The following is a 25,504-nucleotide window of genomic DNA, read 5'->3' as shown; positions in this document are numbered from 1 at the left end:
TCTTCAGGCTTCAGCTATCAAGGCAGGTGAAAAGTGACCAAGGTGATGGGCGCCGCGATGCGACGGATCCAGGCCGGCAACGCGCTGACCGCGTTCGGTATCGGCTTCACCGTCCCGTTCCTCTACATCTACGTGGCGCAGGTGCGAGGGCTCGGCTCCATGGCGGCCACCAGCGCGTTCGTGGCCTTCGCCGTGAGCGCGCTGATCGCACTGCCCTTCACCGGTCGCGTCATCGACCGCCGCGGTCCCGTCCCCGTGGTCATCGGCGCAGCCGTCGTCGCGTCCGCCGGTGCGCTGGCACTGGGGCTGTCCACGGGCATCGTGCCGATCCTGCTGTCCGCGCTGGCCCTCGGCGCCGGGCAGGCCGTCATGCAGCCCGCCCTCGCCACGATGATCGTGTGGTGCTCCACCCCGGCCACCCGGACCCGGGCCTTCGCCCTCCAGTTCTTCATGCAGAACCTGGGGCTGGGCATCGGAGGCCTCATCGGCGGCCAGATCGTCGACGAGAGCCGACCCGCCAGCTTCACCCTGCTGTTCGGCATCGAGGCCGTGATGTTCCTGGTCCTGGCCGGCGTCATCCTCACCGTGCGCATGCCGCACGCGCCGAGCATCAAGGACGCCGTGCCCAGGGACCCGGCGCAGTCGGGCAACGGCTGGACGCGGCTCGTGCAGCACAAGACGATGGTCCAGCTGCTGGTCCTGGGCTTCGTGATCTTCTTTGCCTGCTACGGGCAGTTCGAGTCGGGGCTGGCCGCCTTCGGTACCGAGGCCGCCCGGATCTCCCCGTCCACGCTCGGCTTCGCCCTGGCCGCCAACACCGGTGCGATCGTCCTCGCGCAGTTCGCGGTGCTGCGGCTCGTCGAGAAGCGCCGCCGGTCGCGGGTGATCGCGCTGGTCGGCCTGATCTGGACGGTCGCCTGGTTGATCGCCGGGTTCTCGGGTCTGGGGCACGGCAGTGCGGTGATGGCCGCCGCCGCGTTCATCACCACCTACGCCCTCTTCGGGATCGGCGAGGCGATGCTGTCGCCGACGCTCGCGCCGCTCGTGGCCGACCTGGCGCCGGAGGGCTCGGTGGGCCAGTACAACTCGGCCTTCGCGCTGGTCAAGCAGCTCGCGCTGGCGCTGGGGCCGCTGGGCGTGCCGCTCGGTGCGGGCGCGCCGATGCTGTACGTCGCGGTGTTCGTCGTGGTGTCGCTGGGCATCGCCCGGCTGGCGCTGCGGCTCGGCGCGCAGCTGAGCCCGGTGCAGGACCGGCCGTCGCTGGCGAAGGCGGAGCCGGTTGCGTCGGGTGGTGCGAAGGCCACTGCCGGGGTTGCTGGTGCCGGGGTTCCGGTTGGTGCTGCCGTGGTCGGTGCGGGCCGCGTGACTGCGTAGCGTACGTATATACGTATATGTGTGGGAAGGAGGCTCGGTCCTGGGACCGGGCCTCCCTCGTCTTCATCCCCCGTTCCGGCTACTTGTCCGGCAGGGCGAACTCGCACCAGACGGCCTTGCCTCCGCCCGGGGTGCGCCGGCAGCCCCAGGACGAGGCGATGGTGGCGACGATCGAGATGCCCCGGCCGGTCTCGTCTCCCGGTTCGGCCCGGCGGCGCCGCGGCAGGTGGTCGTCGCCGTCGGTGACCTCGACGATCAGCCGGCGGTCGGTGCGGCGCAGCCGCAGCCGCATGGGCGGGGTGCCGTGCTGGAGGGAGTTCGCGACGAGCTCGCTCGCGGCGAGGACCCCCAGGTCGCACAGCTCGACCGGGAAGCGCCAGGAGGTGAGGACGCCCTGGGCGAAGGCGCGGGCGCGCGGGGCGGCCTCGACGCCGCCGAGGAGGTCGAGGGCGGCGTTGTGGAAGAGCTCGGCGTCGGCACCGGTGCGGTGCGGCTGCTGGAGGACCATGACGGCGACGTCGTCGTCGTGGTCGGCGTCCACGCCCAGCGCCCGCATCAGGCGGTCGCAGATCACGGCCGGGGTGCCCTGGGCTCCGGCGAGGGCGCGCTCCAGGGCGGCGACCCCCTCGTCGATGTCCTCGCCACGGCGTTCGACGAGGCCGTCGGTGTAGAGGACGGCGGTGGAGCCGGGGCCCAGCGCGATGGTGCCCGAGCTGTGCAGCCATCCGCCGGTGCCGAGCGGCGGGCCGGTCGGGTCGGCGGCACGGCGCACGGTGCCGTCGGCGTCGCGCACCAGGATGGGGAGGTGGCCCGCGGAGGCGTACGCGAGCAGGCCCTCGTTGGGGTCGTGGACGGCGTAGACGCAGGTCGCGATCTGGCTGGCGTCGATCTCGGCGGCGAGGCCGTCGAGGAGCTGGAGCACCTCGTGCGGGGGCAGGTCGAGGCGGGCGTACGCGCGGACCGCGGTACGCAGCTGGCCCATGACGGCCGCGGCGCGCACTCCGCGGCCCATGACGTCGCCGATGACGAGAGCGGTGCGGCCGGCGCCGAGTGTGATGACGTCGTACCAGTCGCCGCCGACGGCGGCCTCGGTGCCGCCCGGGTGGTAGGTGGCGGCGATGCGGAGGTCGTCGGGCTGCTCCAGCTCCTGGGGGAGGAGGGAGCGCTGCAGGGTGACGGCGGCCTCGCGCTGGCGGCGCTCGCTGGCGCGCAGCCGCTCGGCGGCCTCCGCATGGTCGGTGACGTCGGCGAGGTGGATGAGGACGCCGGTGTGGTGGGGGTGCGGGTCGGCGTCGCTTTCGGGCACGGCCTTGGGGAACTCGACCGGGGTGCAGGTGACGGTGTAGCAGCTGCCGCCGCCGGGGGCGGTGCGGTTCTTGGCGGTACGGGACTTGCCGCTGCGCTGGACCTGGTCGAGGAGCGGGAGGAGGCCCAGCTCGCCGAGTTCGGGCAGGGCCTCGTGGGCGGGGGCGCCGGCCGGGCGGGGGCCGAAGCCGGCGGTGTAGGCGTCGTTGACGTACGCGACGCGGTGCTCGGGGCCGTGGACGAGGGCGACGAGGGCCGGGAGCCGGCCGAGGACCTCGCGTACGGAGAGCTCGTCGAGGGAGGGCGCGGCGGGGAGGGGCCCGCTGCCGGCGCCCTGGCCGGTGCCGCTGCCCGGGCCGCCTGCGCCGGAGGCGGGGCCGGTTCCGGAGGCGGTGGGGTCGGCCGGCCCGCCGTCGGGGTCGGTCGCGGAGCGGCCGGCTGCGCCGCGGGCGGCCGGGACGGCCCCTTCGCCGCGCTTGGCCTGGGCGGCGGCGTGTTCGGACCGGGCGGCGGCGCGGCGCTGCGTTCCGGGAAGCCGGGCGCTCCAGCGCGTGAAGTTCACTGCGTTCAAGCCTCGTGGTGTCGCAAGTGGTCGCGGTCGCTGTCGTCGCTGTATCGCTGGGTGGGTCGGTGGGGATCGCTGGACGGTGTCACTCTGCGCAGGGGTGAGCACACCTATGGTCACACGTCCAGTGTGGCCGACGGCACTGTCAGCGTCAGCCCTGCTTTTCCTGCGGGGGTTCGGGGGCGGGTGGCGGGGGTGGTGTCAGGTGGTGCCAGTGGCCGCCACCGGCTGCGAGTTCGAATTCTGCCCTGGGGTGTTCGAGGGAGCCGAGGGAGACGATCTCGCGTTTGAAGAGGCCGGAGAGGGTCCATTCCGCGAGGACGCGCATCTTGCGGTTGAACGTGGGGACCCGGCTGAGGTGGTATGCGCGGTGCAGGAACCAGGCGGGGTATCCCTTGAACTTGCGGCCGTAGATGTGGGCGACGCCCTTGTGGAGGCCGAGGGAGGCGACGGAGCCGCCGTACTGGTGCGCGTACTCGGTGAGGGCCTCGCCGCGCAGGGAGGCGAGGAGGTTGTCGGCGAGGACCTTGGCCTGGCGGACGGCGTGCTGCGCGTTGGGGGCGCACTCGCGGCCCGGTTCGGCGGCGGTGATGTCGGGGACGGCGGCGGCGTCTCCGGCGGCCCAGGCGTTGTCGACGCCTTTGACGGTGAGGAAGGCGGTGCAGACGAGGCGGCCGCGCTCGTTGCGGGGGAGGTCGGAGGCCGCGAGTACCGGGTGCGGTTTGACGCCGGCGGTCCAGACGAGGGTGCGGGTGGGGAAGCGGGCTCCGTCGCTGAGGACGGCGACGCGGTTCTCGCAGGAGTCGAGGCGGGTCTCCAGACGGACGTCGATGCCCCGGCCGCGCAGTTCGCGGACGGTGTAGACGCCCAGCTCGGGACCGACCTCGGGGAGGATCCGGTCGCTGGCCTCGACCAGGACCCACTTCATGTCCTCGGCCTTGACGTTGTGGTAGTAGCGGGCCGCGTAGTGGGCCATGTCCTGGAGCTCGCCGAGGGCCTCGACGCCGGCGTACCCGCCGCCGACGAAGACGAAGGTGAGGGCGGCGTCGCGGATGGCGGGGTCGCGGGTGGAGGACGCGATGTCCATCTGCTCGATGACGTGGTTGCGCAGCCCGATGGCCTCCTCGACGGTCTTGAAGCCGATGCCGTAGTCGGCGAGGCCGGGGACGGGGAGGGCGCGGGAGACGGACCCGGGGGCGAGGACGAGCTCGTCGTACGCGATCTCCCGGGGGCCGGTGCCTTCGTCGGCGGTGGCGAGGGTGGCGACGGTGGCGGTGCGCTTGGCGTGGTCGATGCTCAGGGCCTGGCCCATGACGATGCGGCAGCGGTCGAGGACACGGCGCAGCGGCACCACCACGTGGCGGGGGGAGATGGAGCCGGCCGCGGCCTCGGGGAGGAAGGGCTGGTACGTCATGTACGGGTCCGGGCTGACCACCGTGATCTCGGCTTCGCCCGCTCTGAGCCGCTTCTGGAGCCGGAGGGCCGTGTACATGCCGACGTAGCCGCCGCCGATGACGAGGATGCGACGGTGCCCGGATGCGGCGGGCGGCGGGGCGTCCGGGGCGGGGCGGGGGGAGGTGTCCGTGGTGGAACCGGCGGCGGGAGGGGTGGAACCGGCGGCGGACGTGGCGGAGCTGTCGGAGGTGGCGGGCGTGTTACCGGGGGCCGTGCCTCGGGAGTTGGCTGCCTTCACCATCCCATGACGCAACGTGGCTGGGAGTTTGTCCACAGGCCTGACAAATTGTGTGACCGGAGGAGGCGGTGGGACGGGGCTCTCGGACGGCTTGGAAGTGGGTGGAGTTGCGCAGGTCAGAGGGTGCGGACAGGGTGCTTCCGGAGGCCCGGATCGGAAAAGTGGGGGCGAATGCTCCGATCGGGCGGCGGCCCGACGGGGGCTGCCTCTTCTGAATTGACTCTGGCTCAACTATGTTCGTATCTCGTCGAGGAGTAAGACCGGGGCCACTGACCGTGGCCAACCTCGACACGAAGGCGGGGATGTCTCCGGGGGGAGACAAGCGATCACCGGGGGATACATATGAACATGTCCGATTTCCATGGTTCTGCGACCGCGCTCTCGACCGAGAGCAACGGTCGAGTGATGACCGGCGGCGGCACGACCACCGCAACCGGGGTGGGGCGCACCACGCCACTGCGCGTCGACGCCCAGCGCAACCTCGAACACGTGCTGCGTGCTGCCCGCGAGGTGTTCGGCGAGCTGGGCTACGGGGCCCCGATGGAGGACGTTGCGCGGCGCGCGCGGGTCGGTGTCGGCACCGTGTACCGGCGCTTCCCCAGTAAGGACGTCCTGGTCCGCCGAATAGCCGAGGAAGAGACCGCCCGGCTGACCGAGCAGGCCAAGACCGCGCTGGGACAGGAGGAGGAGCCGTGGCAGGCGCTGTCGCGCTTCCTGCGCACCTCCGTCGCCTCGGGCGCCGGGCGGCTGCTGCCGCCGCAGGTGCTGCGGGTCCGCTCCGCCGAGGACGCCGAGGAGCTTCCCGAGCTCCGCGTTCCGCAGCAGCGCCAGGCCGCTGAGGCCGGGGCTCCCGAGCTGCGGGTCATCGGTGCGCGGACTTCCGCGGAGGACGAGCCGTCGGCGGACGCGGGCGCGGGCGCGCTGCTCGAGGTGGTCGGCCGGCTGGTCGACCGTGCCCGGGAGGCCGGTGAACTGCGGGCCGACGTCACCGTGGCCGACGTGCTGCTGGTCATCGCCACGGCCGCGCCGGCGCTGCCCGACGCGGCTCAGCAGGCGGCGGCTTCGGCGCGGCTGCTGGACATCCTGCTCGAAGGGCTGCGCTCGCGCACGGCCTGATCCCGGCTCAGGAGGTGTGCGCCGGGCCCCGGTGCCGGGTGCTCCGGGGCCGGGCACGCCTCTTCGGTGCGGCGTGACACTGCGGGTGGGTGTTCCGCGGGGCCGGGTTTCCGTTCACTCGGGCGGGTGAGGGGCAAGCCCGGCGCTCCGCCCGGCGCGCCTCGTACAGGTGGAAGGCGTGGAGCGGGGTTCGGCGCGCGCCCCCCGTGTGACAGGCTTGAACGGTGTACCGGTTGAGTCTGGCGTGCGGGAGCTTCCGCGATGAGCGTTGACGGTCGGGAAGAACCGATCGGTGGTGCCGGCAGCGAGGTCGAGGCGCAGAGCCGGCCCGTACGGCAGGTCCCGGCCCAGCGCGAACCACACGGCCGGCACGCCCGCACCGGGGCAGTCGGGAGCGAGCTGCCGCCGTCCGACGGCGATCTGATCGCCCGGATGCGCGCCGGGGAGGATGGGGCGTACGCGGAGCTGTTCCGCCGTCATGCCGGTTCCGTACGTCGCTACGCGCGGACCTGCTGCCGGGACGGGCACACGGCCGACGACCTGACCGCCGAGGTGTTCGCGCGGACGCTGCAAGCGGTACGCGGCGGGGCCGGCCCGGACCAGGCGGTGCGGCCCTATCTGCTGACCACGGTGCGGCGGGTCGCCGCGGCCTGGGCGAAGACGGCCAGGCGGGAGCAGCTCGTCGAGGACTTCGCGCTGTTCGCGGAGCAGGCGGCCGCCGGCTCCGAATCCGGCGGCGGGATGTCCGGGCTGTCCGGGGACGACGTCCTCGAAGCGGGCGCTGACGTCCGGGCGATGCGCGAGGCCGAGCAGTCGCTGGCCGTGCAGGCCTTCCGAAGCCTGCCCGAGCGGTGGCAGGCCGTGCTGTGGCACACCACCGTCGAGGAGTCCCCTCCCAGCGCGGTCGCCCCGCTGTTCGGGCTGAGCGCCAACGCGACCGCGGTGCTGGCGGGCCGGGCCCGGGAGGGCCTCAAGCAGGCCTACCTCCAGGCGCACGTGAGTTCCGCGCTCAGCGCGGGCGGGGACTGCGCGCGGTACGCGGACCGGCTGGGCGCCTACGCGCGGGGCGGGCTGCGGATGCGGGCGGAGCGGGGGCTGCGCAAGCACCTGGAGGAGTGTGCCAGGTGCCGGCTGGCCGCGGGTGAGCTGAAGGACGTCAACGCGGGCATTCCCGCGCTGCTGCCCGTCGCCGTCATCGGGTGGTTCGCCGCCGGGTACGCGGCCAAGGCGGCCGGTGTGGTGGCCGGCGGTGTCGTCGCCGCGGGAGGTGCGGGAGCCGCGGCGGCCGCGGTGGGGGCCGCCGGCGCCTCGGGCGGGTCCGCCGCGGGTGCGGCGGTTGTCGGCGGGGCTTCCGCCGGCGGCGCGGCTGCCGCGGGCGGGACGGCGGGGGCCGGGGGTGCGGGGGCCGGGGGCGGGGTCGGGGGGGCGGTGCTGTCCGAGGGGCTCGGGGCGCCGGCCAAGGCCGCTCTGGCCGCCGGGCTCGCGGTCGCCGCGGCCGCCGGGGTGGTGTTCGCGCTGTCGGGGGACGAGGCCGATCCGGTGCCCCAGGCGAAGCCCGCGCCCGGGGTGACCGCTCCGGCCGTCCCGGCGCCCCGTCCGTCGAGCCCGGCCCCGGCCGCGTCCGGGTCGCCGGCCGCGGAGAAGCCCGTACCGCCCCCGTCGGAGCCCGCGTCGGAGCCCGCGGCGTCGCCGCCCGTTCCTTCGCCGTCGGCGTCGGCGCCCCCGCCCCAGGCCCCTGCGAAGCCCGCGCCGACGGTGCCGGCCTCTGCGACGCCCAGCCCTGCGCCGTCGAAGCCCACGCCCACCCCGAAGCTCACGCCCACGCCCACGCCGAGCGCGCCGAAGCCGGCGCGCGGGTACCAGCTGGCCGGGCTCGCCCACTCCGTGTTCGGCGACCACAGCGGCCCCGAACTGCAGACCTGGCGCAGCAGCTGGGTGTGGCAGCGCTGGGGCCTCGAGATCGCCGACCGGCGCTACGCGCAGGGGATCACCGTGAACTCCCGTTCCTCGGTGGAGATCGCCCTCAACCGGCAGTGCAGCGCGTTCTCGGCGCGGGCCGGGGTGGACGCCCTGTCACGGCCGTCCGACGGCAGGGTCCGGTTCTCGGTGTACGCGGACGGGCAGCGGCTGTGGCAGTCCGGGACGCTCGGCCACGAGGACCCGGCCGCGGCCGTGATCGTCTCCCTCGACGGGCACGAGACGGTGCGGCTGGTGGTCGAGCGGGTGGGGCACGGCCGGATGCCGACGCTGGCGAGCTGGGCCGACGCAGTGATCAGCTGCCGCTGAGGAGCCCCACCGCCTCGGCCCGGGTCAGGAGAGGGCCGGGCGGGGCGTGGGGACGCCGTTCGGGACGGCTCGGCGGCGGGGGGTGGAGGTGCCGGTCCAGCAGGTGCCGCGGCGGTTGAGCAGGCGGCCGAGCCACAGCTCCATGGAGACGAGTTCGGCGAGGCCGTCCAGCGGCACGGGACGGCCCTCGGCGGCGTCCAGCAGGGCCTGTCGGACGACGCGGGCCTCGATCAGGCCGGCGTCGGCGAGGAGCGGGGCGGTGAAGAGGGCCAGCAGGGAGGCGAGGGCGGCGCGTAGGCCCAGGCGGGTGGCGGTCTCGTTCGGGGTGTGGGCGGTGGCCCCCCAGCCCGGGGGGAGTTCGCGGACGCCGGCCGAGGAGAGCACGCTGCGCAGGATCGTGGCCCGCGCGCCCGGCTGGACGCGCAGGGACTCGGGGAGGGCGCGGGCGGCCCGGACGACCTGGTTGTCGAGGAAGGGGGCGTGCAGGCGCTGGCTGCGGACCTCGGCGGCCTGTTCGAACACCCGGTGGTCGGCGGCGTGGCGGGCCAGGGCCGACCGGGCGCGGGCCTCACCGGGCCGCAGCGAGACCGGGGGCCGGCCGGCGGCGGCCGCGAGGCGGATCGATACTTCCGCCAGCGCCTCTCCGGTGAGCCAGCCGGCGGCCGGGCCCGGCCGGGACCAGGTGAGCGCGGCGAGCGAGGCGTCGACCGGCCCGGACGAGGGCCCGTCGCACACGTCGCCGTCGCGCAGCCGGGCCGCGGCGGCCTCCATGCCGGTGCGGTACGGCGTACGGGCCAGGCGGCGGGCCGCGGAGTAGACGGAGAACGGGACGAGGAGGGAGGCGGGCGAGTCCGCCGGGGCCGAGCGGGCGAGGGCGGCCATGGGGCGCAGCAGATGGCGGCGCCGGCGGTCCATGAGGAGGTCGGCGAGGCGGGCCGGGTGGGCGTCGAGGACCTGGCGGGCGCCGTGCCCGACGAAGTGGTCGGCCGAGCCGGCGGCGAGGCGGCGCCGTTCGCGGGCGGCGGAGACCAGCGAGGGCCCGGGTTCGTCGGTGAGCGGGCCGTCGAGGTCGGCGTACGGGAGGGCTTCCTCGGCCGCGGCGACGACGACGTGGTGCAGCCGGGGGTTGGCGGCGATGGCGTGGGCCCGTTCGAGTTCGGCCTCGCGGCCCCGGGGGGTGGCGAGGTCGTTGAAGGTGACGGCCAGCAGGCGTTCGCCGGTACGTCTGGCGATCGTGCCCGGTTGGCCGGGCAGGCCTGCGGCGAGCAGCGCGAGGGTGGCGGAGGCGCTGCCCCCGGACAGGTCGGCGCCGACGCCCGGTACGGGTGCCCCGCGGGCCGCGCGCCGGTCGGCGGGGCCCATTCCGGGCACCGGCCCGGGGTCGTGCGGCAGGGTGTCGGGAGCATGCCTCGGTGCCGTGAGCCGGGCGCGCACCGCGTCCACCAATGCTTCGCGTACGCCCTCCACCGCCCGGTCGGGGTCGGCGGCCGGGGCGGCCACGGCGAGGGAGGCCACGGGCTCGTACCCGGTGATCTCCCGCGAGCCCTCGCGCAGGATCAGGGCGTGCCCGGGCGGGATGCGCCGCACGCCGACGTACGGTGTGCCGTCGCCCAGTGCCTCGGGGCTGTCGGGGCAGGCGAGGAGGGCGGCGAGGTGGCCGATGTCGAGCTGCGCCTCGATGAGGTCGGCGAGCGGGAGGGCGGCGGTGGCGTACGCGGTCCCGCCGGCCCACGGCGTGTGGAAGACGGGGCGGGCGCCGGCGAGGTCGCCGACGACGGTGATGCGGCGGCCGGTCTGGACGACGACGGTGTGGCTGCCGGACCACTGGGTGAGGTGGCGCAGGGCCCCGCCGCGGGCGGCGACGAGGGCGCGGCGCAGCTCGTCGTCGGTGGCGCCGCAGCAGCCGAGGACGGCGATCCGGGTGAAGGGGTCGGCGGGGTCCGCGGTGAGGGTGCGGATCTCGTCGGGACGCCAGTCGCCGACGGCCCACAGCGGGTCGGGGTCCCCCCACAGGAGTTGGGCGCCGACCGGGACGACGGTGCGTTCGGCCTCGTGGCCTGCGGGGTCGTCGGGACGGGAGGCGTCGGCGATGCCGCCGGTGATCAGGCCGCTGCCGTCGAAGCCGGGGGGCGGGTCGTAGGCGGCCCGGGTGCCGTACGGGTCGTGGCCGCTGCGGTTGTCCCGGCCGGCGTGGCCGGAGACGCGGCCGGCCGTGCCGAAGCTCGCGGCGATACTGCTCCACCCCACCAACCAGCGCACCGCCGCCTCCCCAGCCCGTGGGCAATCGACCGGGGCGTGCACGGGCCGGGCAGCATGAGGGCGCGGCCGGCTGGGCCCCGGGTGGCTCGGGGTCCATGCTGCCACGAGAAGGGCGTGCGGGAGTGACCGAGGAGGGCGCACGTACGAACGAACACGCCCTGGACACTCGGTATTTGACGTTCCGTTCCCCCCGCCCCATAGGTCGGTTTCGGCCATTCTTTCGGCGGTGCCGGGTGCGGTGCCCGGCGCGGTGCCCGATGCGGCGGGCGGGCGCGGTCCGGGAGGCGGGATGCACCCCCCGGACCGTTCCGCCACCCGCGGGGATTGAGGCAGCGGCATCCCCCGGCCCGCCGGATCCGCGCAGCGGGCCGACCCACGCACCGCACATCGAATCGCCGGGGCCTGGTACCGGCCAGAGCGCACGGGCGGGCGCACGGCCACACGGGCGGAGCACGGCAGGGGGCGCGCCGGGGGGCGCGCGCCCTCGGCAGGGCCCGGGCCCGACTGTGCGAGCGGACAACAATCCCGCCATACGGAAGTCGGGGCCTTAACGCTTGGGAGGCGGGGAACTACGCTGGGTTTACGAAATGCCGGGCGCCTATGCCCCGGCGGCGCACGAGGGCCCGCGAGCGCCTGCGCGTGCGTATGAGTTGTGTGCGTTCCGCGTTCGACGAGGGGTGGCGCATGTCCAGGGAGCTCCGCGAACCCAACGAGAAGCTCGGCGCCGTCCTCGCACTGGCGGGCATCAGCAACGCCGGACTGGCCCGGCGCGTCAACGACCTGGGCGCACAGCGCGGCCTGACGCTTCGATACGACAAGACCTCGGTGGCCCGGTGGGTGTCCAAGGGGATGGTGCCGCAGGGCGCCGCCCCCCATCTGATCGCCGCCGCGATCGGGGCGAAGCTCGGGCGGCCGGTGCCGCTGCACGAGATCGGGCTGGCGGACGCGGACCCCGCGCCCGAGGTCGGCCTGGCCTTCCCGCGGGACGTGGGCGATGCGGTGCGCTCCGCGACCGACCTGTACCGGCTCGATCTCGCCGGCCGACGCGGTGGCGGCGGGATCTGGCAGTCGCTGGCCGGCTCGTTCTCCGTGTCGGCGTACGCGACGCCCGCCTCGCGCTGGCTGATATCTCCGGCCGACAGCTCCGTCGCGCGGGAGCCCGTCGCCGCTGCGTCCTCCGGTCCGGGCGTCTCGGCCTCCCCGTCCACCGCCTCCGGTTCCGCTTCCGCCGGTGCCGCTGCATCCGTCTCCGCCTCCGCCGTCCCCTCCCGAGCCTCGTCGTCCCCCGCGTCGGCGGTTGTGCCCGCATCGCCCTCCGGCGAAACGCCGCATGCGCCGCCCCCGGCACGGAGCGTGCCCGCGGTGCCCCCGGTCCCGACGGTGCCCCCGGTCCCGACGGTCCTCGGGCTCTCGGACTCCTCCCCGCAGCGCGTCGGCCACAGCGACGTGAGCAAGCTCCGCGAGGCCGCCGAGGACGCGCGACGCTGGGATTCCAAGTACGGCGGCGGGGACTGGCGTTCGTCGATGGTGCCCGAGTGCCTGCGTGTCGACGCGGCTCCGCTGCTCCTCGGCTCGTACAGCGACGAAGTGGGCCGCGCCCTGTTCGGGGCGACGGCCGAACTGACCCGGCTGGCCGGGTGGATGGCCTTCGACACCGGGCAGCAGGAGGCCGCCCAGCGCTACTACATCCAGGCGCTGCGCCTGGCCCGGGCGGCCGCGGACGTACCGCTCGGCGGGTACGTCCTCGCCTCGATGTCGCTCCAGGCGACGTACCGGGACTTCCCCGACGAGGGCGTGGACCTGGCGCAGGCCGCCGTCGAGCGCAACCGGGGCCTGGCCACTGCCCGCACCATGAGCTTCTTCCGGCTGGTCGAGGCCCGGGCGCACGCGAAGGCCGGCGACTCGGCGGCCGCGGAGGCCGCTCTGAGGGCGTCGGAGGGCTGGCTGGAGCGGGCCCGGGACGTCGACCCCGACCCGACCTGGCTGGGTTTCTACTCGTACGACCGGTTCGCGGCGGACGCGGCGGAGTGCTACCGGGACCTCAAGCTGCCGCGGCAGGTGCGGCGGTTCACCGAGCAGGCGCTGTCCCGCCCGACGGAGGAGTACGTGCGCTCGCACGGACTGCGGCTGGTGGTGAGCGCGGTCGCCGAGCTGGAGTCGGGGAACCTCGACGCGGCGTGCGCGGCCGGCGCCCGGGCCGTGGAGGTCGCGGGCCGCATCTCCTCGGCGCGGACGACCGAATACGTACGGGACCTGCTGCACCGCCTGGAACCCTACGGGGACGAGCCGCGCGTCGCGGAGCTGCGGGAACGGGCCCGGCCGCTGCTGGTGGCCCCCGCGTAGCTGCGCTGTCGGTGGCGGGGTGCAGTATGCAGGGGTGGGAGGTGGCAGCTTGGGCAGGCTCGACTGCGATGTGCTGGTCGTCGGTGGTGGCATCGTCGGACTGTCGACGGCGTACGCCCTGTCGCGCCTGGCGCCAGGGACCCGGGTGGTGGTGCTGGAGAAGGAGCCCGGCCCGGCCCGGCACCAGACCGGCCGCAACAGCGGGGTGATCCACAGCGGCATCTACTACCGGCCCGGATCGCTGAAGGCGCGCTTCGCGGTGAGCGGTGCGGCCGAGATGGTGAAGTTCTGCGCGGAGCACGGGATCGCGCACGAGGTCACCGGCAAGCTGATCGTCGCCACCGGGCGGGAGGAACTGCCGCGGCTGCACGCGCTGGTGCAGCGCGGCCGGGAGAACGGCATTCCGGTGCGCGAGCTGGGCCCGGCGCAGATCACCGAGTACGAGCCGGAGGTGCGCGGGGTCGCCGCGATCCACGTCGGCACCACCGGCATCGCGGACTACGGGCAGGTGGCCCGGCAACTGGCCGAAGCCTCCGGGGCGGAGATCGTCTACGGCGGGGCGGTGGACCTCGTCTCGCGGCGCGCCTCGGCGGTGGCGGTGCGGACCTCCGCGGGCGTCGTGGTCCGGGCCAAGGTGCTCGTGAACTGCGCGGGGCTGCAGTGCGACCGGATCGCGCGGCTCGCCGGGGACGACCCGGGGATGCGGATCGTCCCCTTCCGGGGTGAGTACTACGACCTGCTGCGGCCCGAGCTGGTGCGCGGGCTGGTCTACCCGGTGCCGGATCCGGCGTTCCCCTTCCTCGGGGTGCACCTGACGCGGGGCATCGGCGGCGGGGTGCACGTCGGACCGAACGCGGTCCCCGCCCTCGCCCGCGAGGGATACGGATGGGGTGTGGTCCGGCCGCGGGACATCGCCGACGAGCTCGCCTGGCCGGGATCCTGGCGGATGGCCCTGCGGCACTGGCGGTACGGGGCCGGCGAGATCCACCGCTCGCTGTCGAAGGCGGCCTTCACGGAGGCGGTGCAGCGGCTGCTGCCGGGAGTCACGGCTGCGGACCTGCGGCGTTCGGAGGCGGGGGTGCGGGCGCAGGCCGTGCTGCGGGACGGGACGCTCGTCGACGACTTCCTGATCCGGGAGGCGGATCGGACCGTGCACGTGCTGAATGCGCCGTCGCCTGCGGCTACGGCTTCGCTGCCGATCGGGCGGGAGATCGGGCGGAGGGCGCTCGGCGCGATGCGGGACGCCGCCTGACGCCGTCGCCGCCTGGTGGGTCCCCCCTGGTGGGGCCGCCGCGCCGGGGCCGGGGCCGGACTCGCCCCGGGGGCTCCCGCCCTTCCGGGCCGGGAAGGAGCCGCCGGCCGGGTGGCGGGTGCCGCTGCGCGGAGTTGCTCCCCGCCCCGCCCTTTCACCGTTTCCCGGGGCTCCGCCCCGGTCCCGTCCGGGCGCTGCGCGCCCCGGTGCGCTCAAACGCCGCGCGGGCTGGATCTGCCCCGCGGACGGATGCGTCCGGCGCGCTCGAACGCCCCGCGAGCGGGACCCACCGCGCGGGATGGGCTCGGCGCGGGGGTCGGTCCGGGTGCGGGGTGACGGATTCGTTCGGAATGGGCGGGGCGGGCGGGGGGTGGGGCGGGGGTCGTAGAATGCGGGGATTGTGTCTGAGTCCCGTACCCCCCAGCCCAGCCTCCCGGAAGCCGCGCCGGAGGCGAACTCCTACGTGCCGCCCAAGTGGCGCACCGAGCCGCGGTTCCCGGACGGGCCCGCGCCCGACCCGGCCGGCTCCCACCACGAGCGGCGGATCCGCAGCTTCCAGCCGCGCCGCAGCCGGGTCACGGTCGGGCAGGGCGCTGCCCTGCAGCGGCTCTGGGGCACCTGGGGCCTGGACATCGACGGCCGCGAGGTGATCGACCTCGACCGGCTCTTCGACGGGCTGCCCGTCGTCCTGGAGATCGGCTTCGGCATGGGCGAGGCGACCGCCCAGATGGCCGCCGCCGACCCGGACACCGGCATCCTCGCCGTCGACGTGCACACCCCCGGCCAGGGCAACCTGCTCGCCCTCGCCGAGCGGGGCGGGCTCACCAACGTCCGCGTCGCGAACGGTGACGCGATCATCCTGCTCCGCGAGATGCTGACGCCGTCCTCCCTGCAGGGGATCCGCGTCTACTTCCCGGACCCGTGGCCCAAGGCGCGCCACCACAAGCGCCGTCTGATCCAGCCGGAGTTCCTCGACCTGGCCGCGACGCGCATGGCGCCCGGGGCGGTGCTCCACTGCGCGACCGACTGGGAGGACTACGCCGAGCAGATGCTCGAAGTGCTCACCGCGCACCCGGAGTTCGAGAACACCCGGGCGGACGGCGGCTACGCGCCCCGGCCCGACTTCCGGCCGCTCACCCGCTTCGAGGGCCAGGGCCTCGACAAGGGACACGTCGTACACGACCTGCTGTTCCGGCGGGTGGGGAACGCCTGACCTTCCCCAAGGTCACTCCCCGTGTCGGAGCGGGTCGTTAGAGTCATCACGTGTTCCGAGTCCGTGTCCGTGCGTGCGTGTTCGCCGTGCTGGGCGCATCGGGGCTGACGATCCTCGAACTCGTTCGGGAGCAGACCGGCACTCCCGGGTTCTTCGTCGGCCTCGGCCTGGCCGTGCTGCCGGTGCCGCTGCTCATGGCGGCCTTCAGGTGGCTCGGTCGGGCCGCGCCCCGACCCTGGGCGCAGCTGTTGTTCTGCTGCGGCTGGGGCGCCTGTACCGCGGCCCTGATCGCCATACTCGCCAACGACTTCGCCACCGAGTGGATCTCCGCGGCGACCGCGGATCCCGACGACGCCGACCGGCTCGGCTCGGTGGTGATCGCACCGGTGGTGGAGGAGAGTGCGAAGGCTGCGGCGCTGCTGCTGGTCTTCGCCTGCCGAAGAAGGCAGTTCACGGGCCCGGCGGACGGGTTCGTGGTCGCCGGGTTCACCGCCACCGGGTTCGCGTTCACGGAGAACGTCCTGTACCTCGGCAACGCGTTCACGGAGGACCTGCGCAGCGGGGTCGGGGCGCTCGACTCGGTGACGGCGGCGACGTTCTTCGTGCGGATCGTGCTCTCGCCGTTCGCGCACCCGCTGTTCACGGTGCTGACCGGCCTCGGGTTCGGTGCGGCCGCCGCCGTCGCCGCCGGCCGTCCGCGGGCCCGGCTGCTGCGGGCGGGGATGCCGCTGCTCGGCCTGGTGCTGGCGATGGGCGTGCACGCCCTGTGGAACTGTTCCTCACGGCTCGGCGAGAACGGCTTCTACTGGATCTACGGCTGCGTGATGGTGCCGGTGTTCGGGGGGCTGCTGGGCCTTGCGGTGCGGATAAGGCGCCGCCGGCTGCGCGCCGTCGCCGGGGAGCTCGCGGTGTACGCGGCCGCGGGCTGGCTGGCCCCGGCCGAAGTGCCGGCGCTGGTGTCGATGCCGGCCCGCTCGCTGGCCCGGGCGCTCGCGCGGCGCAGCGGGGGCCGGGCCGCGGGGCGGGCGGTTGCCCGGTACGAGGCGGACGCCGCCGCGCTCGCCCTGCTGCGGCACGGGGCGCGCAGCGGTCCCGCCGGGGATCCGGAGTTCGCGGGGCAGGAGCGGGAGCTGCTGCGCCGGCTGTGGCTGCGCCGGGCGACGGCGGGGCCGGCGCTGGCCCGGGCGGCGGTCCTGGAGGACCTGCTGCGGCCGGACCCGGGCGGGCGGGGGTTCGTACCGGCGGCCCGGAGCGGCACCGCCGACGCCCCGGTTACGGCGTCAGGCCCTTGGAGCGGAGCCACGACAGCGGGTCCACCGTGGAGCCGCCCTTGCGTACTTCCAGGTGGAGATGGGGCCCGGTGACGTTGCCGGTGGCGCCGACCCGGCCGATGGTGTCGCCGGCGCCGACCTGGCCGGAGGTGACGGACATCGAGGACAGGTGGCAGTACCAGATCTCGGTGCCGTCCTCCAGCTCCAGGACGATCCGGTAGCCGTACGCGCCCGACCAGCCGGCCGAGGTGATCTTGCCGGCGCCGACGGCCTTGACGGGCGTGCCGGTGGGGGCGGCGAAGTCGAGGCCGGTGTGGTAACCGGAGGACCACATCGAGCCGGCGGCGCCGTAGTACGAGGTGAGGGTGTACGAGGAGGTCGGCAGGGAGTAGCTGCCGGCGGACTGGGCGGCCCGCTCCTGCTCGGCCTTGGCCGCGGCGTCGGCGGCCTCCTTGGCCTGCTTCTCGGCGGCGGCGCGGGCTTCCTCGGCGGCCTTCTCGGCCTCCTCGCGCTTGGCCTTGGCCTCCGCGGCGGCCGCTTCGCGCGCCGCCTGCTCGGCCTGGAGCCGGGTCTGGACGTCGGTGGCTTCGTGCTGGGACTCGGCCTGCTGGAGGATGCGCGTGCGCAGGACCTCCCCGGCGTCGGCCTGGTCCTGGGACTGCGCGGCGGAGGCTTCCGCGCCCCGCGGGCCCGCGTCGGCGCGGCGGTCGTGCGCACCGGAGTCGTCGTCGCCGGTCAGATCGGGCAACGAGGGCATGGATATGGGGACTTGGGGGCGGTTCTGGGCGGTGGCGATACCGCCGGCGCCGACCGCGGCGATGATGCCGACCCCGAGGACGGTGGAGCTGCGGGCAAGTCCCCCGCCACCCTTGGCGTTCCGGTGCTTGCCGCGGATGGGGCGCACCGAGTCCTCGGTGGGGTTCCACTCGCCCCAGGCGCCGGCGGACGGCGGCTCCTGGTTCTCGACGCCTTCGCGGGCAGGCAAGTTGGAGGCCACCGGGGCACACTCCTCAGGGATACGCACGCGCAGGGCGCCGCCTCTTGCGACGGCTGGGACGACCGCGCTGCGTTATCGAACGGTAATAGACACCGGGGAATGATTCCAAGCCGCTGCGATTGATCGTTTCGGCCAACCCACGACACACTGGCCACAATTGGCCCAGATTAATCCCTATTAATCGTGCCAACTCGGGCATATCGCCCCAGAATTCCGCATCCATTCAGCCACACCAGCATCTTGACGCACCGTCACGGTACTTGCAGAGAGCGCCACTTCACTTACTCAGCGTAGTGGAGATGGAAGGGGTGACCGGGCGGTCGGGCGACCGAGCGATCGGGGGGACCGCAACGGCGAACGACGAAGGCCCGGCTCCAGAGGAGCCGGGCCTTCGTACTGAGTAGCGGGGACAGGATTTGAACCTGCGACCTCTGGGTTATGAGCCCAGCGAGCTACCGAGCTGCTCCACCCCGCGTCGGTGAACACAACCTTACGCCATCGGAAGGAGGGCTCGTGTCCATTTAAGGGGCGAACCCACACCTCGGCCGACATATTCGCAGGTCAGGGGCGCGCAAAGGGTTCGAAGTGAGCGCCTCGGGCAGGGATTCGCCCTGCCCGAGGCGCTCGTCGGCACAGGAGTCCCGGCTCCGCCGGGCACAGCAGCAGGGCGACCGCGGCCAGGAAGGGCGCGCAGGAGCCGGAGCGGAGGGGGCGGCCGCTCCCGGCTCCTGCCGACGCCCGCCGGCGACGACAGGCCGCCTGCGGGGCCATGGACGGGCCGTACGGCGGAACGTCCTCGTACGGCCCTCCTGCGGGAGCCCTGCCGGTCCTGAAAACGCCGGGGCGCCCCACCCGGTCGCAACCGGGTGGGGCGCCCCACGAGCCGTAGGCCATGTCGGACTCGAACCGACAACCAACGGATTAAAAGTCCGCTGCTCTGCCAATTGAGCTAATGGCCCTCGCGTGCTCACCCCAGAGCATAGCCGGACAGCACCGGCCAGCCGATCGAGTATCGACCGACCGGCCCCGTCATCCTCCGCGATCCGTACCCCAGTCGGCCGGAAGCGAGCCGTCCGGACGAGCGAAGGGCCCGCCCGACACGAGGTGTCGGGCGGGCCCTTCCGGACCGTCAGGTCACTGGCGGCGCAGGTCAGCCGTTGCGCTTCCAGCGGGGCTTGTCGTCGCGGCGGGCACCGAAGGAGCCGGACGGACGCTGGTCGTCGCGGCGGCCGTACGGGCGGTCGCCGGCGCCGGAGCGGAAGCCGCCGGAGGGGCGGTCGTCGCGGCGGAAGCCGCCACGGTCGCCGCGGTCGTCGCGGCGGTCACCGCGGTCGTCACGACGGAAGCCACCACGGTCACCACGGTCATCGCGGTTGAACGACGGACGCTCCTCGCGACGGAAGCCACCGCGGTCGTCACGGCGGTCACCGCGGTCGTCACGACGGAAGCCACCACGGTCACCACGGTCGTCACGGTTGAACGACGGACGCTCCTCGCGACGGAAGCCACCGCGGTCGTCACGACGGTCACCGCGGTCGTCACGACGGAAGCCACCACGGTCACCACGGTCGTCACGGTTGAACGACGGACGCTCCTCGCGACGGAAGCCACCGCGGTCGTCACGACGGTCACCGCGGTCGTCACGACGGAAGCCACCACGGTCACCACGGTCATCGCGGTTGAACGACGGACGGTCGTCACGGCGGAAGCCGCCACGCTCGCCGCGGTTGTCGTCACGGCGGTCGCCGCGGTCGTCACGGCGGAAGCCGCCACGGTCACCGCGGTCGTCACGACGGTCACCGCGGTCGTCGCGGCGCTCCTCGCGGCGGGCCTGACGCTCCTCGGCGGCCGCGGCAGCGGCGACGTGGGCGGCGACCTCGGCCGAGGCGGCCTCGGTGGCCTCGGCGACCGCGGTCTCCGGGTCCTCGCCGCGCTCGCGGGCGGAGCGGGCGACGAGGCGGTCGGCCTCCTCGCGGAGCTCGGCGGCGCGGCGGGTCGTGCGCTCCAGGCGGCGGGTCAGCTCGGCGACCTCGCGCTCGGCCTGCTTGGCGGCGTTGTTCGCGGAGTCGGCCTGGACCTCGGTCAGCGAGCGGGCACCGGTGATCTCGGCGACCTCCGGGTCGAAGGCGCCGGCGCCCTGGACGATGTGGCGCGAGGCCTCGACGCCCGCGTCCTCCATCAGGCGGAAGATCTGGCGGCGCTGGTGCGGGAGCGCCAGGGAGACCACGACACCGGACTTGCCGGCGCGGGCGGTGCGGCCCGAGCGGTGCAGGTAGTCCTTGTGGTCACCGGCCGGGTCCACGTTGAGGACCAGGTCGATGCCGTCGACGTGGATGCCGCGGGCGGCGACGTCGGTGGCGACGAGCGCGTTGACGTGGCCGTCCTTGAAGTCCGCGAGCACGCGGGTACGGGCGCCCTGGGTCATGCCGCCGTGCAGGGCGTCCGCCTTCACGCCGGCCTCGACGAGCTGCTCGGCGATGCGGTCGGCGCCCAGCTGGGTGCGGACGAAGATGATGGTGCGGCCCTTGCGGGCGGCGATGGCGGCGGTGACCGGCGCCTTGTCCTTCGGCTTCACGACCAGGACGTGGTGGGTCATGGTCGTGACGTTGCCCTGGGCGCTGTCGACCTCGTGGCTGACCGGGTTCGACAGGTAGCGCTTGACCAGGGTGCCGATCTCGTTCTCCATCGTGGCGGAGAAGAGCATGCGCTGGCCGCCGGCCGGGACCTGGTCGAGCAGCTCGGTGACCTCGGGCAGGAAGCCCAGGTCGGACATCTGGTCGGCCTCGTCGAGGACCGCGACCTCGACGCTCTCCAGGGAGCAGGCGCCGCGGTTGATGATGTCGCGCAGGCGGCCGGGGGTGGCGACGAGGATGTCGACACCGCGCTCCAGGGCGTAGATCTGGTTGCCCATGGAGGTACCGCCGCAGACCACCTTCATCTTCAGGCCGAGGACGTCGCCGTACGGCTGGAGGGCGTCCGCGACCTGCATCGCGAGCTCACGGGTCGGGGTGAGGATGACGGCGCGCGGCTTCTTCTTCTCCGTGTAGCCGTCGGCCAGGCGGGCCAGGGTCGGCAGGCCGAAGGAGAGGGTCTTGCCGGAGCCGGTGCGGCCGCGGCCGAGGATGTCCTTGCCGGCCAGGGCGTCCGGGATGGTGGCGGCCTGGATCGGGAACGGGATGGTGACACCGTTCTGCGCGAGCTTGCGGACGACGCCCTCGGGGAGGCCGAGGTCCGCGAAGGTGATCTCGGGCTCGGAGACGTCGTCGGCGTCGGCGTCGTCATCCACGTCGGCCACGTCAGCCTCAAGGGCCTCGATGATCTCGTCGGCCTCGGCGGCCTCCATGGCCTCGGTCACCACGAGCGCCTCAACGGCGTCGACGATCTCGTTCGAGTCGTTCTCGGGCATGACGGCACGGTCAGAACTGGAAATGGACATGCGAAATGCGAAACCTTCCGGAGTCTCGGCACGCGCCCAAACTCCGTGAATCGCAAATCGACCGCCTCGATGCGGTCAGCCACGGCTAGGGAGAGTACGCGCCACGCGGCGCGCTTCGGATCGGCGCCGGGCAATGGGATCAAACGATCTATAACCATACGCACCCTTCCGGGGGTATGGCAAGTCGTTCCTGCCCGATCCGTCCTGACCTGCGGCGATCCCGGACCTTCCACCCGCCGACCCTGGCCGCGGACCCCCTCACCGGCGCCCCTGCCCGGCCCTCGGCCCCACCCCGCGCTACACGGTGGCCGAAGTGCTGGGCTCCGGCTGCGGCGGGAGCGTCGGGGCGGGCGGGGTCGGGGAGGACACGGGCGGCTGCGGGGTCGGCGACTGGGCCGGAGGGCTGGCCGGCGAGCCTCCGGATCCCCCGGTCCCACCCCCGCCGGACGGCGGCTGCTGGGGCCCCTGGCCGCCGCCCCCGCCGCCCGGCCCCGCCGACGGCGAAGGGCCCGGCCGGCCGGCCGGTGCACCCGGGCTGGGGGAGGCTCCCGTCGCCCCGGAGGCCTTGCCGTCCTCGGAGGTCCTGCCGTCGGGGACCGCCGCGCCGGCCTTCGCCCCGTGCCCGGTGCCGTGCAGCCCGGCACCGCGCCCGGCAGCGGGTCCTCCGCCGGCCTCGGCCGCGGACTTGCGGTCCGCCGGGGAGGAGGGCCCGGGCTTGGCGGCGTCCGCGCCGACGCTCATGCAGCCTGCGCTGGCCGCGACCGCGAGCGCGGTGACGGCCAGTCGGAGGGAAGCGGACAACTGGCGCACGGGGCACCTCCGGATGGACTGTCAGGATCCGCGGATCAGCGGGTCAATATGCCCAACTCCCTTTGCCCCGTGAGAGACACGCCCTTGGGGACACCGGCTGTCCGCAATCCGTCACCCGCCCGGCGCACCCCGGCGCACCCCGGCGGCCGCGGCGCGCCCGGCCGCGTGCTCAGGCGAACAGCTGCCGCGCCACCTGCCAACCGAGCACCACCGCACCCAGCCCGGCCAGCACCGACGCCACCACGTTCGCCCCCGCCAGGAACCGCCGGCCCGTCTCGGCCAGCCGCAGCGTCTCGTACGAGAACGTCGAGTACGTGCTCAGCGCCCCGCACAGCCCGGTCCCCAGCAGCAGGCTCCACCGCGGGGACCCCGCACCGGCCAGCGTCGCCCCCGTCAGCGCCCCGAGGACGAGGCAGGCGCCCGTGTTCACCGCGAAGGTCCCCCACGGGAACACCGAGTCGTGCCGTGCCTGCACCGCACGGTCCGTCAGGTACCGCAGCGGCGCCCCGACCACCGCGCCGGCCACCACCAGCAGCCAGTTCACCCGCGCCCCCGTTCCTGCGCCCGCCTGCGCATCCGCTCCCGCGCCCGGGCCCGGGCCCGCCGTCCGGCGGCCCGGACCGCACACCGCGTCACCGCCGCCGCGGCCCAGACCGCGCCCAGCGCCGCCGCCACCGTGAGCCCGGCGTACGCCAGCGCGAGCTCCGCCTCGCCACCGTCCAACAGCCGGGCGAAGCCCGCCGCGTACGTGGAGAACGTGGTGAACCCGCCCAGCACCCCCACCCCGGCGAACGGCCGCAGCAGCGGGTGCGGGGAGGTCCGCCCGCCCTCGCCGATCAGCACCATCAGAACGCCGATCAGCAGGCAGCCGACCGAATTGGTCCAGAACGTCGCCCACGGGAAGCCCGCCGGCCCGGGCGGCCAGAGCAGCTCCAACCCGTAGCGCGCCGACGACCCGAGCGCCCCGCCCACCGCGATCGCCGCCAGCACCGGCCCCTGCGGCTCGGTGCGCTGTGCGGGGACGTGCAGGTCGACGTCCGGGTCGATCGCCGCGACTCCCTCGGCCCCCGCAGGCGCCGCGGCCTCCCCGGCTCCCGGGCCGGGACGGGTCACCCGTACCCCAGGGCGTGCAGCCGGGCGTCGTCGATCCCGAAGTGGTGCGCGATCTCGTGGACCACGGTGATCTCCGTTTCGGCGATCACGTCCTCCCGGTCCTCGCACATCCGCAGGGTGGGGTTCCGGTAGATGGTGATCCGGTCGGGCAGCACCCCGGCGTACCACTCGCCGCGGTCCGTCAGCGGTGTCCCCTCGTACAGCCCCAACAGCTCCGGGTCGTCCGCGGGAGGCTCGTCCTCGACGAAGACCGCCACGTTGTCCATGAGCCTGGTCAGCTCCGGCGGGATGCGGTCCAGCGCCTCGGAAACGAGCTCCTCGAACTCCTCGCGTGTCATCTCCAGCACCCGGTCATTGTCCCCCCGGCCGGGGCGCCCCCCACGCGCCGGGAGAAACCGTTTTGGCGATACCTCCCCGCATCCCATATGCTTCTCACGTCCCCGACGCGCTGGAAAGCGCCCCGGCGGGCCTTTAGCCCTCATCGTCTAGTGGCCCAGGACGCCGCCCTTTCAAGGCGGTAGCACGGGTTCGAATCCCGTTGGGGGTACGCATTACCGTGTGCAAGACTTGTTCTCGCACACTGCATGGTCCTGTGGAGCAGTTGGTTAGCTCGCCACCCTGTCAAGGTGGAGGTCGCGGGTTCAAGTCCCGTCAGGATCGCTGAGGCCGGAAACGGTCTCGTGGCTGGGTAGCTCAGTTGGTACGAGCGATCGCCTGAAAAGCGATAGGTCGCCGGTTCGACCCCGGCCCCAGCCACAGAAGGAAGGCCCCGTCCATCGGACGGGGCCTTCCGCGTTACCCCGCCACCCGCTCCTCCGCCCGGGCGCCGCGGCGCGTGCGCACCAGGCCGGCCACCGCCGCCCCGACGGCCACCAGCCCCAGCAGCGCCCAGTCCGGCACCGCGTCCGCGACCGCACGGACCCGCTGCTCCACCGCGTACGAGTCCTCCACGTCCAGCAGCCCGGGCAGCGCGCTCGCCCCGTCGAACGCGAGGAACAGCCCGCCCAGGACGATGAAGAACAGCCCGGACAGCAGCGAGGTCGTGTGCAGCTCCAGCCGGCCCGCCCGGACCGTACGCCCGCGCAGCCAGCGCCGCCGTCCCAGGTCGAACCGCTCCCACAGCAGCGCCAGCACGAACAGCGGCACGGCCATCCCCAGCGCGTACACGGCCAGCAGCAGGCCCCCGTACACCGGGTTCCCGCCGACCGCCGCCACCGTCAGGACGCTGCCCAGGATCGGGCCGGCGCAGAACCCGGCCAGCCCGTAGACCGCGCCCAGCGCGTACACGGACAGGGCCGTCGTCGGCCGGATCCGCCCGGACAGTTCCGAGATCCGCCGCGGGGCGAAGCCCAGGCCCAGGACCTGCGCCAGCCCCAGCACGATGATCAGCGAGCCGCCGGCCAGCACCAGCCCCTCGCGGTGGCCGTGGAAGAACCGCCCGGCGGTCGAGGAAGCCGCGCCCAGCGGGACCAGGGTGGTCGCCAGGCCCGCGTAGAAGATCCCGGTCCGTGCCAGCAACCGCGCCGGGGAAGCGATCGAGTACGCGAAGAAGGCCGGCAGCAGCAGCGCGCTGCACGGGCTGAGCAGCGCCAGCAGCCCGCCGAGCAGGGCCGCCAGGTAGCCGATGTCCGTCACCGGCCCGCCCCCGCGCCCGCCCCGGCCGTGGCCCGGGCCTTCGCCGCGGCCCGGTCGATGGCGGCGGCGAAGGTGCCGAACGGCTGGGCGCCCGCGACCGGCTGCCCGCCGACCAGGAAGGACGGGGTGGAGCTGACCCCGATGCGGTAGCCCTCCTCCCGGTCCTTCTCCAGGGCGGCCGCCGCGGCCTCCCCGTTCATGTCCTGCCGGAACCGTTCCAGGTCCGGCACGCCGGCCTCCCGGGCCAGCTCCAGCAGCCGCGGCTCGCCGAAGCCCTTCTCCTTGGCCCCGGGGGCGTACGCGGCCTCGTGGAACTGCCGGAACCGGTCCTGCTGTCCGGCGGCCCAGGCGGCCTTCGCCGCGGCCTCCGACTCGGCGCCGAAGATCGGGAAGTTGCGCCACTCGATGCGCAGGGTGCCGTCGTCGACGTACTTCCTGATCAGCTCGGGCTCGGTGTCACGGGCGAACTTCCCGCAGTAGCCGCACTTGAAGTCGGAGTACTCGATCAGCACGACGGGCGCGTCGGCCCGGCCGAGGGCCAGCTTGTCGCCCCCTTCGCGCCGGGCGAGCTTGGCCAGCTCGGCACCGGCGCCGGAACCGGAACCGGCGGCTTGCGGCTCGGCGGCCGCCGGGCTCCGTCCGGGCGCCTTGTCCGGGGCGGTGGCCTGCCAGGAGACCAGGCCCATGGTCACGGCGGCGACCGCGACCGCGGCGCAGGCCAGCAGGGTCTTGCGGGAGGACCCGTTCCGGGCCGAGGAACGGGAGGAGGAAGAGGAAGCGGGCATACGGCTGCTCCGGAGCTGTGTGGATCCGTGAAGGGGACGGGGGCGGCGGAC

General features: G+C 74.3%; 18 protein-coding genes and 5 tRNA genes. 10 read left to right on the top strand and 13 right to left on the bottom strand.

Annotated features, from left to right (window positions below; all coding sequences use genetic code 11):
* Nucleotides 1-45 precede the first annotated feature (45 nt).
* Nucleotides 46-1,374, top strand: a complete 1,329-nt coding sequence (locus tag ACSHWO_RS18525; protein WP_438319151.1) for an MFS transporter — start codon at nt 46-48, stop codon at nt 1,372-1,374.
* A gap of 79 nt (nt 1,375-1,453) precedes the next feature.
* On the opposite strand, the gene ACSHWO_RS18520 is transcribed toward ACSHWO_RS18525, so the two are convergent.
* Both ACSHWO_RS18520 and ACSHWO_RS18515 read right to left on the bottom strand, forming a co-directional pair.
* On the bottom strand, nt 1,454-3,241 hold the full coding sequence (locus ACSHWO_RS18520; protein ID WP_438319149.1) for a SpoIIE family protein phosphatase: 1,788 nt from the start codon (nt 3,239-3,241) through the stop codon (nt 1,454-1,456).
* 154 nt (nt 3,242-3,395) lie between these two features.
* Nucleotides 3,396-4,940, bottom strand: a complete 1,545-nt coding sequence (locus ACSHWO_RS18515) for an NAD(P)/FAD-dependent oxidoreductase (RefSeq protein ID WP_438313193.1) — start codon at nt 4,938-4,940, stop codon at nt 3,396-3,398.
* Nucleotides 4,941-5,279: 339 nt separating this feature from the next.
* On the opposite strand from ACSHWO_RS18515, the gene ACSHWO_RS18510 reads away from it, so the two are divergent.
* Nucleotides 5,280-6,053 carry a TetR/AcrR family transcriptional regulator gene (locus ACSHWO_RS18510; protein ID WP_438313191.1) on the top strand — a complete coding sequence of 258 codons (774 nt, stop codon included), beginning with the start codon at nt 5,280-5,282 and terminating at the stop codon, nt 6,051-6,053.
* A 261-nt stretch (nt 6,054-6,314) separates the two neighbouring features.
* Entirely contained in the window at nt 6,315-8,339 is a 2,025-nt protein-coding gene (locus tag ACSHWO_RS18505; protein WP_438313189.1) for a sigma-70 family RNA polymerase sigma factor, read from the top strand.
* A 24-nt stretch (nt 8,340-8,363) separates the two neighbouring features.
* Here ACSHWO_RS18505 and ACSHWO_RS18500 read toward each other — a convergent pair whose 3' ends face one another.
* Complete coding sequence (locus ACSHWO_RS18500; RefSeq protein WP_385849790.1) at nt 8,364-10,598, bottom strand: asparagine synthase-related protein; 2,235 nt, start codon at nt 10,596-10,598, stop codon at nt 8,364-8,366.
* 684 nt (nt 10,599-11,282) lie between these two features.
* On the opposite strand from ACSHWO_RS18500, the gene ACSHWO_RS18495 reads away from it, so the two are divergent.
* The 4 genes from ACSHWO_RS18495 to ACSHWO_RS18480 all read left to right on the top strand — a co-directional run bounded on the left by ACSHWO_RS18495 (nt 11,283) and on the right by ACSHWO_RS18480 (nt 16,770).
* On the top strand, nt 11,283-12,941 hold the full coding sequence (locus ACSHWO_RS18495; RefSeq protein ID WP_438313187.1) for a sporulation protein: 1,659 nt from the start codon (nt 11,283-11,285) through the stop codon (nt 12,939-12,941).
* 19 nt (nt 12,942-12,960) lie between these two features.
* Entirely contained in the window at nt 12,961-14,193 is a 1,233-nt protein-coding gene (gene lhgO / locus ACSHWO_RS18490) for an L-2-hydroxyglutarate oxidase (RefSeq protein WP_438313185.1), read from the top strand.
* A gap of 400 nt (nt 14,194-14,593) precedes the next feature.
* The gene (gene trmB, locus ACSHWO_RS18485) at nt 14,594-15,406 is read left to right on the top strand and encodes a tRNA (guanosine(46)-N7)-methyltransferase TrmB (RefSeq protein WP_385849793.1); all 813 of its coding nucleotides are present in this window, start codon (nt 14,594-14,596) and stop codon (nt 15,404-15,406) included.
* A 50-nt stretch (nt 15,407-15,456) separates the two neighbouring features.
* Nucleotides 15,457-16,770, top strand: coding sequence for a PrsW family intramembrane metalloprotease (locus ACSHWO_RS18480; protein ID WP_438313183.1), 1,314 nt, complete (start codon nt 15,457-15,459; stop codon nt 16,768-16,770).
* On the opposite strand, the gene ACSHWO_RS18475 is transcribed toward ACSHWO_RS18480, so the two are convergent.
* The 8 genes from ACSHWO_RS18475 to ACSHWO_RS18440 all read right to left on the bottom strand — a co-directional run bounded on the left by ACSHWO_RS18475 (nt 16,679) and on the right by ACSHWO_RS18440 (nt 23,380).
* Entirely contained in the window at nt 16,679-17,674 is a 996-nt protein-coding gene (locus ACSHWO_RS18475) for a M23 family metallopeptidase (RefSeq protein WP_385849795.1), read from the bottom strand. The two genes, ACSHWO_RS18480 and ACSHWO_RS18475, sit on opposite strands and share 92 nt — an antisense overlap.
* A gap of 401 nt (nt 17,675-18,075) precedes the next feature.
* Nucleotides 18,076-18,149, bottom strand: a tRNA-Met gene (locus ACSHWO_RS18470).
* A gap of 411 nt (nt 18,150-18,560) precedes the next feature.
* A tRNA-Lys gene (locus ACSHWO_RS18465) sits at nt 18,561-18,633 on the bottom strand.
* Between the two features lie 191 nt (nt 18,634-18,824).
* Nucleotides 18,825-21,110: a DEAD/DEAH box helicase gene (locus tag ACSHWO_RS18460; RefSeq protein ID WP_438313181.1), complete on the bottom strand. Its 2,286-nt coding sequence runs from the start codon at nt 21,108-21,110 to the stop codon at nt 18,825-18,827.
* A gap of 297 nt (nt 21,111-21,407) precedes the next feature.
* Nucleotides 21,408-21,911 carry a hypothetical protein gene (locus ACSHWO_RS18455; RefSeq protein ID WP_385849135.1) on the bottom strand — a complete coding sequence of 168 codons (504 nt, stop codon included), beginning with the start codon at nt 21,909-21,911 and terminating at the stop codon, nt 21,408-21,410.
* 178 nt (nt 21,912-22,089) lie between these two features.
* The gene (crcB, locus tag ACSHWO_RS18450) at nt 22,090-22,464 is read right to left on the bottom strand and encodes a fluoride efflux transporter CrcB (RefSeq protein WP_361100245.1); all 375 of its coding nucleotides are present in this window, start codon (nt 22,462-22,464) and stop codon (nt 22,090-22,092) included.
* Nucleotides 22,461-23,033, bottom strand: coding sequence for a fluoride efflux transporter FluC (locus ACSHWO_RS18445; RefSeq protein ID WP_438313178.1), 573 nt, complete (start codon nt 23,031-23,033; stop codon nt 22,461-22,463). Before ACSHWO_RS18445 ends, crcB begins: the two co-directional genes overlap by 4 nt.
* Nucleotides 23,030-23,380: a metallopeptidase family protein gene (locus ACSHWO_RS18440; protein ID WP_179176895.1), complete on the bottom strand. Its 351-nt coding sequence runs from the start codon at nt 23,378-23,380 to the stop codon at nt 23,030-23,032. Before ACSHWO_RS18440 ends, ACSHWO_RS18445 begins: the two co-directional genes overlap by 4 nt.
* Before the next feature lie 127 nt (nt 23,381-23,507).
* Here ACSHWO_RS18440 and ACSHWO_RS18435 point away from each other — a divergent pair.
* The 3 genes from ACSHWO_RS18435 to ACSHWO_RS18425 all read left to right on the top strand — a co-directional run bounded on the left by ACSHWO_RS18435 (nt 23,508) and on the right by ACSHWO_RS18425 (nt 23,789).
* Nucleotides 23,508-23,580: transfer RNA gene (locus ACSHWO_RS18435), tRNA-Glu, on the top strand.
* Between the two features lie 39 nt (nt 23,581-23,619).
* A tRNA-Asp gene (locus ACSHWO_RS18430) sits at nt 23,620-23,693 on the top strand.
* 22 nt (nt 23,694-23,715) lie between these two features.
* A tRNA-Phe gene (locus tag ACSHWO_RS18425) sits at nt 23,716-23,789 on the top strand.
* 39 nt (nt 23,790-23,828) lie between these two features.
* On the opposite strand, the gene ACSHWO_RS18420 is transcribed toward ACSHWO_RS18425, so the two are convergent.
* Nucleotides 23,829-24,668: a cytochrome c biogenesis CcdA family protein gene (locus tag ACSHWO_RS18420; protein ID WP_438313176.1), complete on the bottom strand. Its 840-nt coding sequence runs from the start codon at nt 24,666-24,668 to the stop codon at nt 23,829-23,831.
* On the bottom strand, nt 24,665-25,453 hold the full coding sequence (locus ACSHWO_RS18415) for a DsbA family protein (protein ID WP_438313174.1): 789 nt from the start codon (nt 25,451-25,453) through the stop codon (nt 24,665-24,667). Before ACSHWO_RS18415 ends, ACSHWO_RS18420 begins: the two co-directional genes overlap by 4 nt.
* Nucleotides 25,454-25,504 lie beyond the last annotated feature (51 nt).

This window comes from Streptomyces pallidus (ex Mingjun et al. 2026) (assembly GCF_051550185.1).
Lineage (GTDB): Bacteria > Actinomycetota > Actinomycetes > Streptomycetales > Streptomycetaceae > Streptomyces.
This window is presented reverse-complemented; position numbering and strand designations above follow the sequence as displayed.

Bases quoted from the DNA above. Each gene is read 5' to 3' on its own strand.
- ACSHWO_RS18510 (WP_438313191.1), top strand. From the start codon at position 5,280: ATGAACATGTCCGATTTCCATGGTTCTGCGACCGCGCTCTCGACCGAG.
- ACSHWO_RS18415 (WP_438313174.1), bottom strand. From the start codon at position 25,453: ATGCCCGCTTCCTCTTCCTCCTCCCGTTCCTCGGCCCGGAACGGGTCC.
- ACSHWO_RS18495 (WP_438313187.1), top strand. From the start codon at position 11,283: ATGTCCAGGGAGCTCCGCGAACCCAACGAGAAGCTCGGCGCCGTCCTC.
- ACSHWO_RS18525 (WP_438319151.1), top strand. From the start codon at position 46: ATGGGCGCCGCGATGCGACGGATCCAGGCCGGCAACGCGCTGACCGCG.
- ACSHWO_RS18515 (WP_438313193.1), bottom strand. From the start codon at position 4,940: ATGGTGAAGGCAGCCAACTCCCGAGGCACGGCCCCCGGTAACACGCCC.
- ACSHWO_RS18505 (WP_438313189.1), top strand. From the start codon at position 6,315: ATGAGCGTTGACGGTCGGGAAGAACCGATCGGTGGTGCCGGCAGCGAG.
- ACSHWO_RS18460 (WP_438313181.1), bottom strand. From the start codon at position 21,110: ATGTCCATTTCCAGTTCTGACCGTGCCGTCATGCCCGAGAACGACTCG.